Consider the following 12,557-nt stretch of genomic DNA (forward strand, 5'->3'; position numbering starts at 1 on the left):
CGGGCCCAGTGCCGGGTGAACAGCACGGGGTGCTGCTGACCCGGCACTCCTCTCCCCCGAGGGGGAGAGGGAGATCAGGTCAGCGATCGCGCCGCCCGAGCAGGCGCAGGCGCAGGGCGTTGAGCTTGATGAAGCCCGCCGCGTCACGCTGGTCGTACGCGCCCTGATCGTCCTCGAACGTCACGACCTTCTCGCTGTAGAGCGAATTGGGCGAGCGGCGACCGACGACCGAGACATTGCCCTTGTAAAGTTTCAGGCGGACGGTGCCCGACACCTTTTCCTGGCTGTGGTCGATCGCGGCCTGGAGCATCTCGCGCTCGGGCGAAAACCAGAAGCCGTTGTAGAGCAGCTCGGCGTAGCGCGGGGCGAGTTCGTCCTTCAGGTGCGCGGCGCCGCGATCGAGCGTGATCTGCTCGATCCCGCGGTGCGCGAGGTGGTAGATGGTGCCGCCCGGCGTCTCGTACATCCCGCGCGACTTCATGCCGACGAAGCGGTTCTCGACGAGATCGAGGCGGCCGATGCCATGCGCGCGGCCGAGCTCGTTGAGCGCCTCCAGCAGCGTCGCGGGCGACATGCCGACGCCGTCGATCGCGACGCCATCGCCGCGCTCGAAATCGATCGTGATGTATTGCGGCGCGTCGGGCGCATCCTCGGGATTGACGGTGCGCGAGTAGACGTAATCGGGCACTTCCTCCCACGGATCCTCGAGCACGCGGCCCTCGGACGAGGTATGGAGCATGTTCGCGTCGGTCGAGAAGGGGGCCTCGCCGCGCTTGTCCTTCGAGATGGGGATCTGGTGCTGCTCGGCGAACTCGATGAGCTTGGTGCGGCTGTTCAGGTCCCACTCGCGCCACGGCGCGATGACCTTGATGTCGGGCGCGAGCGCGTAATAGCCGAGTTCGAAGCGGACCTGGTCGTTGCCCTTGCCGGTCGCGCCGTGGCTGACCGCGTCGGCATTCACCTGACGTGCGATCTCGATCTGGCGCTTGGCGATCAGCGGGCGCGCGATCGACGTGCCGAGCAGGTACAGCCCCTCGTACAGCGCGTTCGAACGCATCATCGGGAAGACATAGTCGCGGACGAACTCCTCGCGCAGGTCGTCGATGAAGATGTGCTCGGGCTTCACGCCGGCCATCTCGGCCTTGCGGCGCGCGGGCTCGAGCTCCTCGCCCTGGCCCAGGTCCGCGGTGAAGGTGACGACCTCGCACTGGTAGGTCTGCTGGAGCCACTTCAGGATCACGCTGGTGTCGAGGCCGCCGGAGTAAGCGAGGACGACGCGTTCGATCTTCTCGGACATGGGGAGGGGGTATCCTTTCGGGGTCGCGCGCTAGTCGGTGCGCTCGCGAATCGCAAGCGGGGTTGCCTGGCGTAGCGGATCGCAGCAGAACCCGCCGCATAACGAGATCAGGGGATTTCCGTCATATGAAGATGCTTGCCGCACTCGCCACCTCGACCATGCTGGTCGCGACCCCAGCCTTCGCCGACGAAGGCATGTGGACGTTCGATGCGTTTCCCGCCGCGAAGATGAAGAGCGATTATGGCTGGGCGCCGGACAAGGCGTGGCTCGATACCGTCCAGGCGGCGGCGGTGCGGCTGACGGGCGGATGCTCGGCCTCGTTCGTGTCGGGCGAGGGGCTGATCCTGACGAACCATCACTGCGTCGCGGCGTGCGCGCAGGACCTGTCGAGTGCGGGCAACGACTATCTGGCGGGCGGCTTCAACGCGGCGGACCGCGCTAAGGAACTGAAATGCCCGGGCCAGCAGGCCGAGGTGGTGACGTCGATCACCGACATGACGCCGCGGGTCCGCCAAGCGATCGGCGGCGCGACGGGACAGGCGCTGGTCAAGGCGCGCGACGCCGCGATCGCCGCGATCGAGAGCGAGAGCTGCACCGATCGCGCGACGACGCGGTGCCAGGTGGTGACGCTGTTCGGCGGCGGGCAGTACAAGCTGTACCAGTATCGCAAGTACAGCGACGTGCGGCTGGTATGGGCGCCCGAGTTCGCGGCGGCGTTCTTCGGCGGCGACCCGGACAATTTCAATTTCCCGCGCTATGCGCTCGATGCGTCGTTCCTGCGCGCGTACGAGAACGGCAAGCCGGTCGCGACACCCAAGCACCTGACGTGGAACCCGCGCGCGCCCAAGGCGGAGGAGGCGACGTTCGTCGTCGGGAATCCGGGGCGGACGCAGCGGCTGCTGACGCAGGACCAGATCGAGTTCCAGCGCGAGGTGGCGATCCCGCTGACGACCACCCTGTTCTCCGAGATGCGCGGGCGGCTGACGCGCGCGAGCGAGGAGAGCGCGGACCGCAAGCGCGAGGCGGCGGACACGCTGTTCGGGCTGGAGAACAGCTACAAGGTGTATTGGGGCCAGGCGCGCGCACTGGACGACGATTCGTTCGCGGCGACGCTGGCGCAGGGCGAAGCCGATCTGAAGGCCAAAGCGGGTGGCAAGGTCGGTGATCCGTGGAGTGACATCGCCAAGGCGGATGTGTCGCTGCGCAACCTGTATCTCGACTATTATTTCCTCGAGCAGCGCGCGGGCATGTTCTCGTCGCTGTACAGCTATGCGCGGACGCTGGTGCGTGCGGCGGCGGAGCGCGAGAAGCCCAATGGCGAGCGGCTGCCGGGCTATACCGACTCGGCGCTGCCGCTGGTCGAGAAGCAGCTGACCGACGCGACCCCGGTCTATCCGTGGCTGGAACAGGAGGCGCTGGGGTTCTGGCTGTCGAAGACGCGTGAGTATCTGACCGCGGACAGCCCGCAGGTGAAGACGCTACTGGGCAAGGATTCGCCCGAGACTCTGGCGGCGCGGCTGGTAGGCGGCACGAAGCTGGCCGATCCTGCCGTGCGCGAGGCGCTGTTCAAGGGCGGGATGGCGGCGATCAAGGCGTCGGACGATCCGCTGATCCGGTTCGCGCTGAAGGCCGATCCGGCGGGGCGGGCACTGCGGACGGCGTATAGCGAGCAGGTCGACGCGCCGGTGACGGCGGCGCAGGCGAAGCTCGCCCAGGCGCGGTTCGCGGCCTATGGCGCGGCGAATTATCCGGATGCGACGTTCACGCTGCGGATCAGCTATGGCAAGGTCCAGGGCTGGATGGAGCGCGGCAAGCCGGTGCCCTATGCGACCACCTTCGCAGGTCTGTACGAGCGGGCGACGGGGCAGGAGCCGTTCGTGCTGGCGAAGGCGTTCGCGGCGGCCAAGCCCAAGCTCGACATGGCGACGACGTACGACTTCGTGACGACCAACGACATCATCGGCGGCAATTCGGGATCGCCGGTGATCGCGAAGGACGGTTCGGTGATCGGCGCAGCGTTCGACGGCAACATCCACTCGCTGGGCGGCAATTTCGGGTACGATCCCGTGCTCAACCGCACGGTGGTGGTGTCGACCGCGGCGGTGCAGGCGGCGCTGACGACGGTGTATCCGAACGCCGCGCTGGTCCGCGAACTGGCGACGCGTTAATCTGGCGTGCAGGCGGACGCGGGCAGGGAGCGTGCATGAAGATGCTCTACCTGCCCGTGTTCGCCGCGGCCGCGCTCGCCGCGTCGCTCCTCGCCAGTGCCGTGTCGGCGCAGGAGACGCGGGCGTCCGCGCTCGCCAAGCTGAACGCCGAGTTCGTCGCGTCGGACACCAACAAGGACAAGGTGTTGACGCTGCCCGAGGTGACCGCGCGTATGGCGAAGATGAAGGCGGGGCCGCGGGCGCTCGATCCGGTCCATGCCAGGCGCTTGGCGGGGCTGTGGTTCGCGCAGACCGACGCGAACAAGGACGGCAAGGTGACGATGGCCGAATCGCAGGGTGCGATGGCGGCGATCTTCGACAGGTACGACCTGAACCGCGACGGCGTGGTCGATGCGAAAGAGCGTGCGGCGGCGAGTGCGGCGATGCGCGCCGGGCCGAAGCCGGCGGGGCCGGGCGGGCGGTAGGCGTCAGCGCCCCCGCAGCGCGCGTTCGCCTTCCAGCATGTAGTCGCGGGTGACGGGGACGGACTGGCGGCCCTTGGTCAGCTGGATCTGGTAGTTGCAGAGCCCGCCGTTGCGGAAGGCGGCGGCGGCGCCGGCAAGGTAATAGGTCCACATCCGGTAGAATCGCTCGTCGTAGAGCGCGACGATCGCGTCCTTCGCGGCGACGGTGCGGGTGTACCACGCGTCGAGCGTCCAGGCGTAGTGGAGGCGCAGGACCTCGATGTCGGTGGGGAACAGGCGCAACCCTTCATAGGCCTGGACGATCTCCGACAGCGCGGGGTTGTAGCCGCCGGGGAAGATGTATTTCGCGGTGAAATCGTCGGTGACGCCGGGCGCCCCCATCCGCCCGATCGTGTGGATCAGCATCACGCCGTCGTCGGCGAGCAGATCGCGGCACTTGCGGAAGAAGGTGCGGTATTGCGGCGTGCCGACATGCTCGAACATGCCGACCGAGACGATCCGGTCGTATTGCCCGGTGACGCGGCGATAGTCGATCAGCTCGAACGTCACCCGGTCCGCGACGCCGGCGTCGGCGGCGCGGGCCTGCGCGATCTTGATCTGCTCCTCGGACAGCGTGACGCCGTGGACCTCCACGCCGAAATGCCGCTCGAGGTAGAGCGCGAGCCCGCCCCAGCCGCAGCCGATGTCGAGCACGCGCATGCCGGGGCGCAGGTTCAGCTTGGCGGCGATGTGCGCCAGCTTGTCGTCCTGCGCCTGTTCGAGCGGATTGGCGGGGTCGGTGAAATAGGCGCAGCTATATTGCTTGTCGGCGTCGAGGAAGAGCTCGTAGAGCCGTGCCGAGAGGTCGTAGTGATGCGCGACGTTGCGCTTCGAGCGGCGCTCCATGTTGACGCGGTCGACGCGGTGCTTGAGCGCGTTGGCGGTACGCGCGAGCCAGCTAGGCTCCAGATTGCCCTGCGCCGCTTCCCACGGATCGTTGCCGGTCAGCAGCTCGACCATGTCGCGCACGCTGCCCTGTTCGATCACGAGCCGGCCGTCCATATAGCATTCCGCGGCGCCCAGCGCGGGGTTGCGCGCGATCGAGAAGGCGACGCGGCGATCCATGAAGCGCAGCGTCACGTCGGCGAAATCGGGGTCCGCGGTGCCGAAGGTCCGCGTCGGGGCGCCGGGGCGATGGAGGGTCAGGCGGCCGCGCCTGACTGCGCGGGAGAGGAAGAGATCGATCAGCGCCATGTGGGTGCTGGTATCCAAGAAGCGTTGTGCACTGCAACCCGCTTTGCACCGGATCGTTGGACCAAATTCGAAAGGGTGGCATGACCGACTGGCATTTCTACGAACCCGCAAACGGCCACGGCCTGCGGCACGACCCCTTCAACGCAATCGTCGCGCCGCGGCCGATCGGATGGATCTCGACGCTGTCGACCGATGGCGTGCGCAACCTGGCGCCGTACAGCTTCTTCAACGCGTTGAACTATACGCCCCCGCTGATCGCGTTCTCGTCGATGGGGCGCAAGGACAGCCTTATCAACGCCGAGGCGACGGGGGAGTTCGTGTGGAACCTCTCGACGCGGGACCTGGCGGAGGCGATGAACGCGTCGTCGGCGATGGTCGGCGCGGAGGTCGACGAGTTCGCGCTGGCGGGGCTGGAGACGCTGCCATGCGCCTTGGTCGCGCCGCCGCGGGTCGCGACGAGCCCGGTCGCGTTCGAATGCAAGGTGACGCAGATCGTCCGGCTGGAGACGAAGGAGAAGCGCGCACTCGACCAGTGGCTGGTGATCGGCGAGGCGGTGGCGATCCATATCGATCGCGCGATGCTGGAGAACGGGGTGTACCAGACCGCGCGGGCCGTCCCGATCGTGCGCGGCGGCGGGCCGGCGGATTATTTCGCGATCACCGAGGATGCGAAGTTCCTAATGCGGCGGCCCGACTGAGCGCGCGGAAGTTGCCGCCACGTCGGGGTGGAAATCGCATCGCGAGCGGGGGCGGGGCGACAGGCGGTGCGGGGCATGGGGAGAGGACGCCGGATCTCCATCGCGCCCTTCTACCGGAGCGGCGCGACGTAGGACAGCATGTCAGCCATAGGCGCGCGCGAAGAACACCGCGGTGGTGCCGGCGGTGACGAGCAGCGTCCATGCGCGTACCGCGAGGGCGGGGAGGCGCTTGCCGACCTTCGCGCCGAGCCAGCCGCCCGCGATGCCACCGAGCAGCATCGGCACCGCGGCCTCCCACCGGACCATCGCGAACGCGACGAAGACGATCGCGGCGGCGGCGTTGGCAGTGGCGAGCATCAACGTGCGCGGCGCGAACATCTGGCGCGGGGTGACGTGCGCGAGCAGGCCGTAGGTCGCGGTCATCATCAAGCCGACGCCGCCGCCGAAATAGCCGCCATAGATGCCGAGCAGCGCCTGCCCCACGACCAGCGTGCGCGCGCCGATCGTGACGCGCGCGTGGAGCCAGTCCGCCGCGCGCATCCCGAAGGCGAGGACGACGAACGCGAACAGCAGCAGCCACGGGATGATGAGATCGAACGCGCGCGTGGGCGTCACGACGAGCAGCGCGCTGCCCGCCAGCGCGCCGACGAAGGTGATCGCGGCGAGGACGCGCAGCGAGATGCCGCCGAGCGGCACGAGCTCCTTGCGGAACGAGAATGCGCTCGCCGCCGCTCCTGGCAGCAGCGCGACGTTCGAGGTGGCGTTGGCGATGTTGGCAGGCAGCCCGAGCGCGATGAGCGCCGGCAGCGTCGCGAAGGTGCCGCCGCCCGCCAGCGCGTTCATCGCCCCGCCGAGAAGGCCGGCCGCCGCGGCGAGCGCGATGTGGGTGGGGTCCAAGTCAGGGCCTTTGCAGGTGGGAACGGAGATGGTGTCCTAGGAGAGGATCGGTGGGCCGTCATCCATGTCCTTTCGTCATGCCGGACTTGGTCCGGCATCCACCGTTCCGCCATGCCAACCACCGGTGTGTCTGTGGACCGGTGGGCCCCGGACCAAGTCCGGGGTGACGTTGAGGGGATTGTTCGGGCATGTTTCGCGAGGCAGGCTGCTTTGGTGATCGAGCGGCAGCCTTGCGTCTATATCCTCGCCAGCGGGTATAACGGGACGTTGTATGTCGGCGTGACGTCGAACCTGATCGCCCGGATTTATCAGCATCGGTCGGGCGTCTTCGGGGGTTTCACCCGCCGGTATGGGGTGATTCGGCTTGTCTGGTTCGAGGTCGCGGACACGATGGACGTCGCGATCGCAAGGGAGAAACAGGTCAAGCGGTGGCGACGGGCGTGGAAGCGGAACCTGATCAAGGGACAGAACCCCGAATGGAACGACCTTGCGATCGGGCTGGGGTTTGATCGGCTTGGAGAGGCGCCTGGAACAGCGGTGGACCCCGGGTCAAGCCCGGGGTGACGAAGGTCTGCACTTCACCCCAGCGCCAGCATCTTCTCCTCCGCCTCGCGGTCCATCTCGGCGCGCGACTTCTTCTCGCTGGCGGTCTTGAGCTGGCCGCAGGCGGCGTCGATGTCACGGCCTCTCGGCGTGCGGACGGGGGCGGAGATGCCCGCGGCGAACACGATCTCCGAGAAGGCGCGGACGCGTTCGGGGGTGGAGGTGTCGTAGGCGGCGCCGGGCCAGGGGTTGAACGGGATCAGGTTCACCTTGGCGGGCAGGTTGTAGTGCTTCAGGAGGCGGACCAGTTCGTGCGCCTCGGCATCCGAATCGTTCTTGTCGCGGAGCATCACATATTCGAACGTGATGCGGCGCGCGTTGTTGGCGCCGGGATAGTCGGCGCACGCCTGGAGCAGTTCCTCGATCCCGTATTTGCGGTTGAGCGGCACGATCTCGTCGCGGACTTCCTTGGTCACCGCGTGGAGCGACACCGCGAGGTTGACGCCGATCTCCTCGCCCGCGCGCGCCATCATCGGGACGACGCCCGAGGTGGAGAGCGTGATGCGGCGCTTCGACAGCGCAAGGCCGTCGCCGTCCATCACCAGCTTCAGCGCGTCGCGGACATTGTCGAAATTGTAGAGCGGCTCGCCCATGCCCATCATCACGATGTTGGTGAGCATGCGTCCCTCGGGCTGGCTGGGCCATTCCCCGAGCGAATCGCGCGCGAGCATCACCTGGCCGACGATCTCCGCGGGCGTCAGGTTGCGCACCAGGCGCATCGTGCCGGTGTGGCAGAAGCGGCAGTTGAGCGTGCAGCCGACCTGGCTCGACACGCACAAGGTGCCGCGATCCGCGTCGGGGATGAACACCATCTCGTAATCCTGCGCGTCGGGGCTGCGCAGGAGCCATTTGCGCGTGCCGTCGGACGACACCTGCTGCTCGATCACCTCCGGCCGGCTGATGACGAAGCGGTTGGCGAGCCACGGCTGCATCGTCTTCGCAATGTCGGTCATCAGCGAGAAATCGGTGACGCCGCGGTTGTAGATCCAGTGGAAGAGTTGCTTGGCGCGCAGCTTGGCCTGTTTGGGCTCCAGCTGCGACGTCTCGAGCGCCATGCGCAGGTCGAGCTTCGACAGGCCGAGCAGGTCGATCCGGCCGTCCGGACGCGCCGCGAAGGTGCGCGGGACGGGCACGGGATCGATGTGCCCGGGGATGGACATGGGGGCTGTCATTGCGGTGTGCCTCTAGCGATATTGCGGACCCCGTCGACATTCGCGATCAGGTCTTTTGCAGGTGTGCCGCCCATCGGATCCAAGACGACGTCGATACCTTCGCGCCTAGCCAGTTTGACTGCAGGAACGAAATCCGCGTCTGATGTGACGAGAATCAGTTGCCGCACCTGACGTTTGAACGCCATCGATGCGACATCCAGCCCAAGCCGCATATCGACCCCTTTTTGAACCGTGTCGATTTCGAAATCCTCGTCCTGTGGACCGAAACCCATCGGATCGGCGACCCAGCGTTCGACCGCGTCAGGCTTCGCACGCCATCCGATCTTTTCGTTAAGGCGCCCAAGCCGCAGAGCGACCTTGCGAACGGACAACAACTCCTCGTGTATAGCAAGACGTGACCGGGCGGTTTCCGTCCGGCCAAGATCAAGTGATCGCTTGGAGATCGGGAGGTGTACGCGCTTTGTAAGGGGTGGGCAGTCGTAAAAGAAGATCCGGTACAGGCCTGGGTGTTCGGCCCAATGCATGTCTATGCTCGTTACCTGACCAGATTCGATGGTGAGTGCCGGTAGAACGCCGCCTTCGGATATTTCAAGATGCGCAGCGGCTAGCCATAGAGTGCCGAAAGCGACGTCCTTAGGCTTCATGGAGTCGAGCGAAGGATATCGGCTTTTAAAGCGGCGAAGGAAATACGCACCATCGATAACAACCGCGATGGCCATGACTTGTCCGCCAGAAAAGATTTGTCCCCGGGGTAGGCCCTGAGCTGATTTCTGCCTTTCGGCGCCTCAGAGCGTACTGCCGGGGACGGATGGTCGCCAACTAGTCCAATCATCCCGAAAAGTCAAGATTACCGTCCCGCACATCCCAGCGCGGCGGCGTCGATCGCGGTGGCGGCGCCGGGGAGGGCGTAGACGTCGACGAAGGGGCGGCCGGCGGGGGTGACGCTCTCGACGCTGAGGCTGCGGCCGCCGCGCATCGCGGCGACGATCGCGCGATCGGTCGCGGCGTCGGGAGCCCAGGCGGCGCTGTCGTTGGCGGAAAGCGCGAAGCGGCGCTCGCCGATCGTGAGGGTGACGGGGGCGGCGAGGCCGCGCGCGGTGCTGAGGCGGACGAACACCGCGTTGCGCCGGTCTCGGCCGAAGCGCGACGCGACGCTGGCGAAGGCGCGCCACCGCGCGGTGGCGCCGGCGCGGACGGGGGCGGCGAGCGCGTAGCAGCGCGAACCGTCGCGGAACGCGCCCCAGCCCTGGTAGACGCCGAGCGGGGTGCGCGCCGGATCGGCGAGCAGCAGCGCCAAAGCGATAATCACCGGGGGAGAATCATTGGGGGAAGGATCACGCGGGCGCGAACCCGGTGCCGAGATGGACGATCGTCTCGCGGCCGTGTTCGATCATCGTGACGGTGCCCTGCGGGTGGCCGGGAAGGATGGCGGCGCCCATGGATGGGTCGGTCGGCGCGCCCGTCATCACGCCGCGCAGCACCCGGCTGGAGATGCCGTGCATGATGACGAGGCGGTCGCCGTCGTGATCCGCGGTGTCGGCGAGCCAGGCGGAGACGCGCGTCGCGATTTGCGCATAGGTTTCCCCGTCAGGAGCGGGCCTGAGGAGGCCACCGGGGCCGACGATCGGCCCCGCCTCCGCATCGAGATCGGCATAGTAGCGGCCGCCCCAGCTTCCCATGTCGATCTCGACGAGGCGGTCGTCGGTGCGGGCGGTGTGCCAGTCGAGACCCAGATGGTCGGTGAGGATCGCCAGCGTCTGGAGCGCACGGCCTGCGGAGGAGGACCAGAGCGCGATATCGGGCTGCGCGCCGAGCGTGCGGCGCAGCGCCGCGCCCATCTCGTCGGCCTGTGCGAAGCCGGCGCGGGTCAAGGGCGTGTGCGGCGCATCGCCCTGCATCCGTCGGGCGGCGTTGAAGACGGTCTCGCCGTGGCGCGCGATGAAATCGCGACCCTTTCGGGCGCGGGGGTCCGGTGTTGTCATGGCGCCGTCGTTTCAACCCCGTGTGGCGCAAAAGCAACGGGTTTCCGCGTTTATCCAGGGTTCATGCAACGTCCGTCGCGTTCGGCCATTGGCGCCATCCCATCCGCGTTCGGGTGGGCCAACCAGTGGAGTTTCCCATGCGTAATCTCGTCCTCACCGCCGCCGTGCTGGCCTCGGGCCTCGCCGCCGTCCCCGCTTTCGCGCAGGATCGCGCGCCCTTCACCGGCCCGCGCGTCGAGGCGCTGGCGGGGTATGACAATCTGCGCGACGGCGGCAACGGCGATACCGAGGGCCGCGACGGCTTCGCCTATGGCGGCGCAGTCGGCTACGACGTGCAGGCGGGCCGCGCGATCGTCGGGGTCGAGGCGGAGGCGACGGGTGCGACCACCGCGGCGCGCACGCGCAACCTGCTCGTCCCGGGCGACCGGCTGCGCGTGGGCGCCGGGCGCGACCTGTATGCGGGCGCGCGGGTCGGATACGCGATCTCGCCGGTCGCGATGGTCTATGCCAAGGCGGGCTACACCAATGCGCGTGTCGAGGCGGAGTATCGCACCGGCACGACGACCGTGACCGATCACGAGAATCTCGACGGCTACCGCGTCGGCGCGGGCCTCGAGTACGCCATGGGGCCGCGGACGTATCTGAAGGGCGAATATCGCTATTCGAACTACGGAAATTCGGACCGGTTCGACATCGATGCGAGCCGCCACCAGATCATGGGCGGCGTCGGGGTGCGGTTCTGATCGCCAATCTCCGCGACCGTTAGGGTCCGCTTAACCATTTTCGCCGCAACGGAAGGGCGGGGGCGCTTGCTCCCGCCCTTTCCTTTTGGCTAGGGTTTGGACGAGTTGCCCCTGGTCGAGTCCGGTGGGCCCGGGGGATGACCAGATGAAGGCGACGATCGAACGCGCGACGCTCCTCAAGGGGCTGAGCCATGTCCAGTCGGTGGTGGAGCGGCGGAACACGATTCCGATCCTTTCCAACGTGCTGATCGAGGCCACCGCGGACGGCGCGCTGCGGCTGATGGCGACCGATCTCGACCTCCAGATCAACGAATCGGTCGCCGCCGCGGTCGACCAGGCGGGAGCGACGACGGTGAGTGCGCACACGCTGTTCGACATCGCGCGGAAACTTCCCGAGGGCGCGCAGGTGTCGCTGGCCGCAGCGGAAGGGCGGATGGCGATCGCGGCGGGGCGCGCGAAGTTCTCGCTGGGCACGCTGCCGCGTGACGACTTCCCCGTGATCGCGGAGGGCGAGCTGCCGACTCAGTTCGAGCTGCCCGCGGAAACCTTGAAGCAGATCATCGACAAGACGCGGTTCGCGATCTCGACCGAGGAGACGCGGTACTATCTCAACGGCATCTTCCTCCACGTCGCCGACGACAATGGAACACCCGTCTTGAAGGCGGCGGCGACCGACGGCCACCGGCTGGCGCGCGTGACGGTCCCTCGCCCCGATGGCGCGGAGGCGATGCCCGACGTGATCGTGCCGCGGAAGTGCATCGCGGAACTGCGCAAGCTGCTCGACGAGGTCGACGGCTCCGTCGGCGTGTCGCTGTCGCCGACCAAGATCCGGTTCGACCTGGGGCAGGCGATCCTGACGTCGAAGCTGATCGACGGCACCTTCCCCGATTATTCGCGCGTGATCCCGCAGGGCAACGACAAGATCCTGAAGCTCGATCCGGTGGCGTTCATGCAGGGCGTCGACCGCGTCTCGACGATCGCGACCGAGAAGACGCGCGCGGTGAAGATGGCACTGGACCGCGACAAGATCACGCTGTCCGTCACGTCGCCGGAGAACGGCACCGCGGCGGAAGAGGTGCCCGGCGAGTATGTCGCGCTGCCGTTCGAGATCGGGTTCAACAGCCGCTATCTGATGGATATCCTGGGGCAGATCGAGGGCGACCTGGTCGAGGTCCACCTGGCCGACGCCGCCGCGCCGACGCTGATCCGGGAGAACGACAAGGCCGCGGCGCTGTACGTGCTGATGCCGATGCGGGTGTGATCGCATCCAGCACGGACTGAAAGCGAAAGGCCGTCCCCG

13 protein-coding genes are annotated in these 12,557 nt (G+C 67.4%); 6 read left to right on the top strand and 7 right to left on the bottom strand.

Annotated elements, in window-relative coordinates:
- Positions 1-79: 79 nt before the first annotated feature.
- Positions 80-1,297 (bottom strand): argininosuccinate synthase, encoded by a 1,218-nt coding sequence (locus tag ACV7NO_RS06790; protein ID WP_463405250.1) that lies wholly within the window; start codon positions 1,295-1,297, stop codon positions 80-82.
- Positions 1,298-1,422: 125 nt separating this feature from the next.
- Between ACV7NO_RS06790 and ACV7NO_RS06795 the strand changes: the two genes are divergently transcribed.
- On the top strand, positions 1,423-3,465 hold the full coding sequence (locus tag ACV7NO_RS06795) for a S46 family peptidase (RefSeq protein WP_463405251.1): 2,043 nt from the start codon (positions 1,423-1,425) through the stop codon (positions 3,463-3,465).
- Between the two features lie 35 nt (positions 3,466-3,500).
- Positions 3,501-3,929 (top strand): EF-hand domain-containing protein, encoded by a 429-nt coding sequence (locus tag ACV7NO_RS06800; RefSeq protein WP_463405252.1) that lies wholly within the window; start codon positions 3,501-3,503, stop codon positions 3,927-3,929.
- A 3-nt stretch (positions 3,930-3,932) separates the two neighbouring features.
- Here the strand turns inward: ACV7NO_RS06800 and ACV7NO_RS06805 are convergent, their stop codons facing one another.
- On the bottom strand, positions 3,933-5,162 hold the full coding sequence (locus ACV7NO_RS06805) for a class I SAM-dependent methyltransferase (RefSeq protein ID WP_463405253.1): 1,230 nt from the start codon (positions 5,160-5,162) through the stop codon (positions 3,933-3,935).
- 80 nt (positions 5,163-5,242) lie between these two features.
- On the opposite strand from ACV7NO_RS06805, the gene ACV7NO_RS06810 reads away from it, so the two are divergent.
- The gene (locus ACV7NO_RS06810) at positions 5,243-5,860 is read left to right on the top strand and encodes a flavin reductase family protein (protein ID WP_463405254.1); all 618 of its coding nucleotides are present in this window, start codon (positions 5,243-5,245) and stop codon (positions 5,858-5,860) included.
- Between the two features lie 141 nt (positions 5,861-6,001).
- Here ACV7NO_RS06810 and ACV7NO_RS06815 read toward each other — a convergent pair whose 3' ends face one another.
- Complete coding sequence (locus ACV7NO_RS06815) at positions 6,002-6,757, bottom strand: sulfite exporter TauE/SafE family protein (RefSeq protein ID WP_463405255.1); 756 nt, start codon at positions 6,755-6,757, stop codon at positions 6,002-6,004.
- 216 nt (positions 6,758-6,973) lie between these two features.
- Here ACV7NO_RS06815 and ACV7NO_RS06820 point away from each other — a divergent pair, with 216 nt between their 5' ends.
- On the top strand, positions 6,974-7,321 hold the full coding sequence (locus ACV7NO_RS06820) for a GIY-YIG nuclease family protein (RefSeq protein ID WP_463407296.1): 348 nt from the start codon (positions 6,974-6,976) through the stop codon (positions 7,319-7,321).
- A gap of 14 nt (positions 7,322-7,335) precedes the next feature.
- On the opposite strand, the gene rlmN is transcribed toward ACV7NO_RS06820, so the two are convergent.
- The 4 genes from rlmN to ACV7NO_RS06840 form a co-directional block, all read right to left on the bottom strand.
- Positions 7,336-8,520: a dual-specificity RNA methyltransferase RlmN gene (gene rlmN / locus ACV7NO_RS06825; RefSeq protein WP_463405256.1), complete on the bottom strand. Its 1,185-nt coding sequence runs from the start codon at positions 8,518-8,520 to the stop codon at positions 7,336-7,338.
- Positions 8,521-8,528: 8 nt separating this feature from the next.
- On the bottom strand, positions 8,529-9,251 hold the full coding sequence (locus ACV7NO_RS06830) for an NYN domain-containing protein (RefSeq protein WP_463405257.1): 723 nt from the start codon (positions 9,249-9,251) through the stop codon (positions 8,529-8,531).
- A gap of 128 nt (positions 9,252-9,379) precedes the next feature.
- The gene (locus ACV7NO_RS06835) at positions 9,380-9,841 is read right to left on the bottom strand and encodes an invasion associated locus B family protein (RefSeq protein ID WP_463405258.1); all 462 of its coding nucleotides are present in this window, start codon (positions 9,839-9,841) and stop codon (positions 9,380-9,382) included.
- Positions 9,842-9,866: 25 nt separating this feature from the next.
- Positions 9,867-10,514, bottom strand: a complete 648-nt coding sequence (locus ACV7NO_RS06840; protein ID WP_463405259.1) for a histidine phosphatase family protein — start codon at positions 10,512-10,514, stop codon at positions 9,867-9,869.
- Between the two features lie 137 nt (positions 10,515-10,651).
- Between ACV7NO_RS06840 and ACV7NO_RS06845 the strand changes: the two genes are divergently transcribed.
- Together ACV7NO_RS06845 and dnaN are read left to right on the top strand one after the other, a co-directional pair.
- Positions 10,652-11,257, top strand: coding sequence for an outer membrane protein (locus ACV7NO_RS06845; RefSeq protein ID WP_463405260.1), 606 nt, complete (start codon positions 10,652-10,654; stop codon positions 11,255-11,257).
- Between the two features lie 145 nt (positions 11,258-11,402).
- The gene (gene dnaN / locus ACV7NO_RS06850; protein WP_463405261.1) at positions 11,403-12,518 is read left to right on the top strand and encodes a DNA polymerase III subunit beta; all 1,116 of its coding nucleotides are present in this window, start codon (positions 11,403-11,405) and stop codon (positions 12,516-12,518) included.
- Positions 12,519-12,557 lie beyond the last annotated feature (39 nt).

The organism is Sphingomonas sp. Ell38C01 (genome assembly GCF_055231975.1).

Excerpts from the sequence above, each read along its gene's own strand:
- ACV7NO_RS06830 (WP_463405257.1), bottom strand. The coding sequence starts at position 9,251 with ATGGCCATCGCGGTTGTTATCGATGGTGCGTATTTCCTTCGCCGCTTT.
- ACV7NO_RS06790 (WP_463405250.1), bottom strand. The coding sequence starts at position 1,297 with ATGTCCGAGAAGATCGAACGCGTCGTCCTCGCTTACTCCGGCGGCCTC.
- ACV7NO_RS06840 (WP_463405259.1), bottom strand. The coding sequence starts at position 10,514 with ATGACAACACCGGACCCCCGCGCCCGAAAGGGTCGCGATTTCATCGCG.
- ACV7NO_RS06845 (WP_463405260.1), top strand. The coding sequence starts at position 10,652 with ATGCGTAATCTCGTCCTCACCGCCGCCGTGCTGGCCTCGGGCCTCGCC.
- ACV7NO_RS06795 (WP_463405251.1), top strand. The coding sequence starts at position 1,423 with ATGAAGATGCTTGCCGCACTCGCCACCTCGACCATGCTGGTCGCGACC.
- dnaN (WP_463405261.1), top strand. The coding sequence starts at position 11,403 with ATGAAGGCGACGATCGAACGCGCGACGCTCCTCAAGGGGCTGAGCCAT.
- ACV7NO_RS06805 (WP_463405253.1), bottom strand. The coding sequence starts at position 5,162 with ATGGCGCTGATCGATCTCTTCCTCTCCCGCGCAGTCAGGCGCGGCCGC.
- rlmN (WP_463405256.1), bottom strand. The coding sequence starts at position 8,520 with ATGTCCATCCCCGGGCACATCGATCCCGTGCCCGTCCCGCGCACCTTC.
- ACV7NO_RS06800 (WP_463405252.1), top strand. The coding sequence starts at position 3,501 with ATGAAGATGCTCTACCTGCCCGTGTTCGCCGCGGCCGCGCTCGCCGCG.
- ACV7NO_RS06810 (WP_463405254.1), top strand. The coding sequence starts at position 5,243 with ATGACCGACTGGCATTTCTACGAACCCGCAAACGGCCACGGCCTGCGG.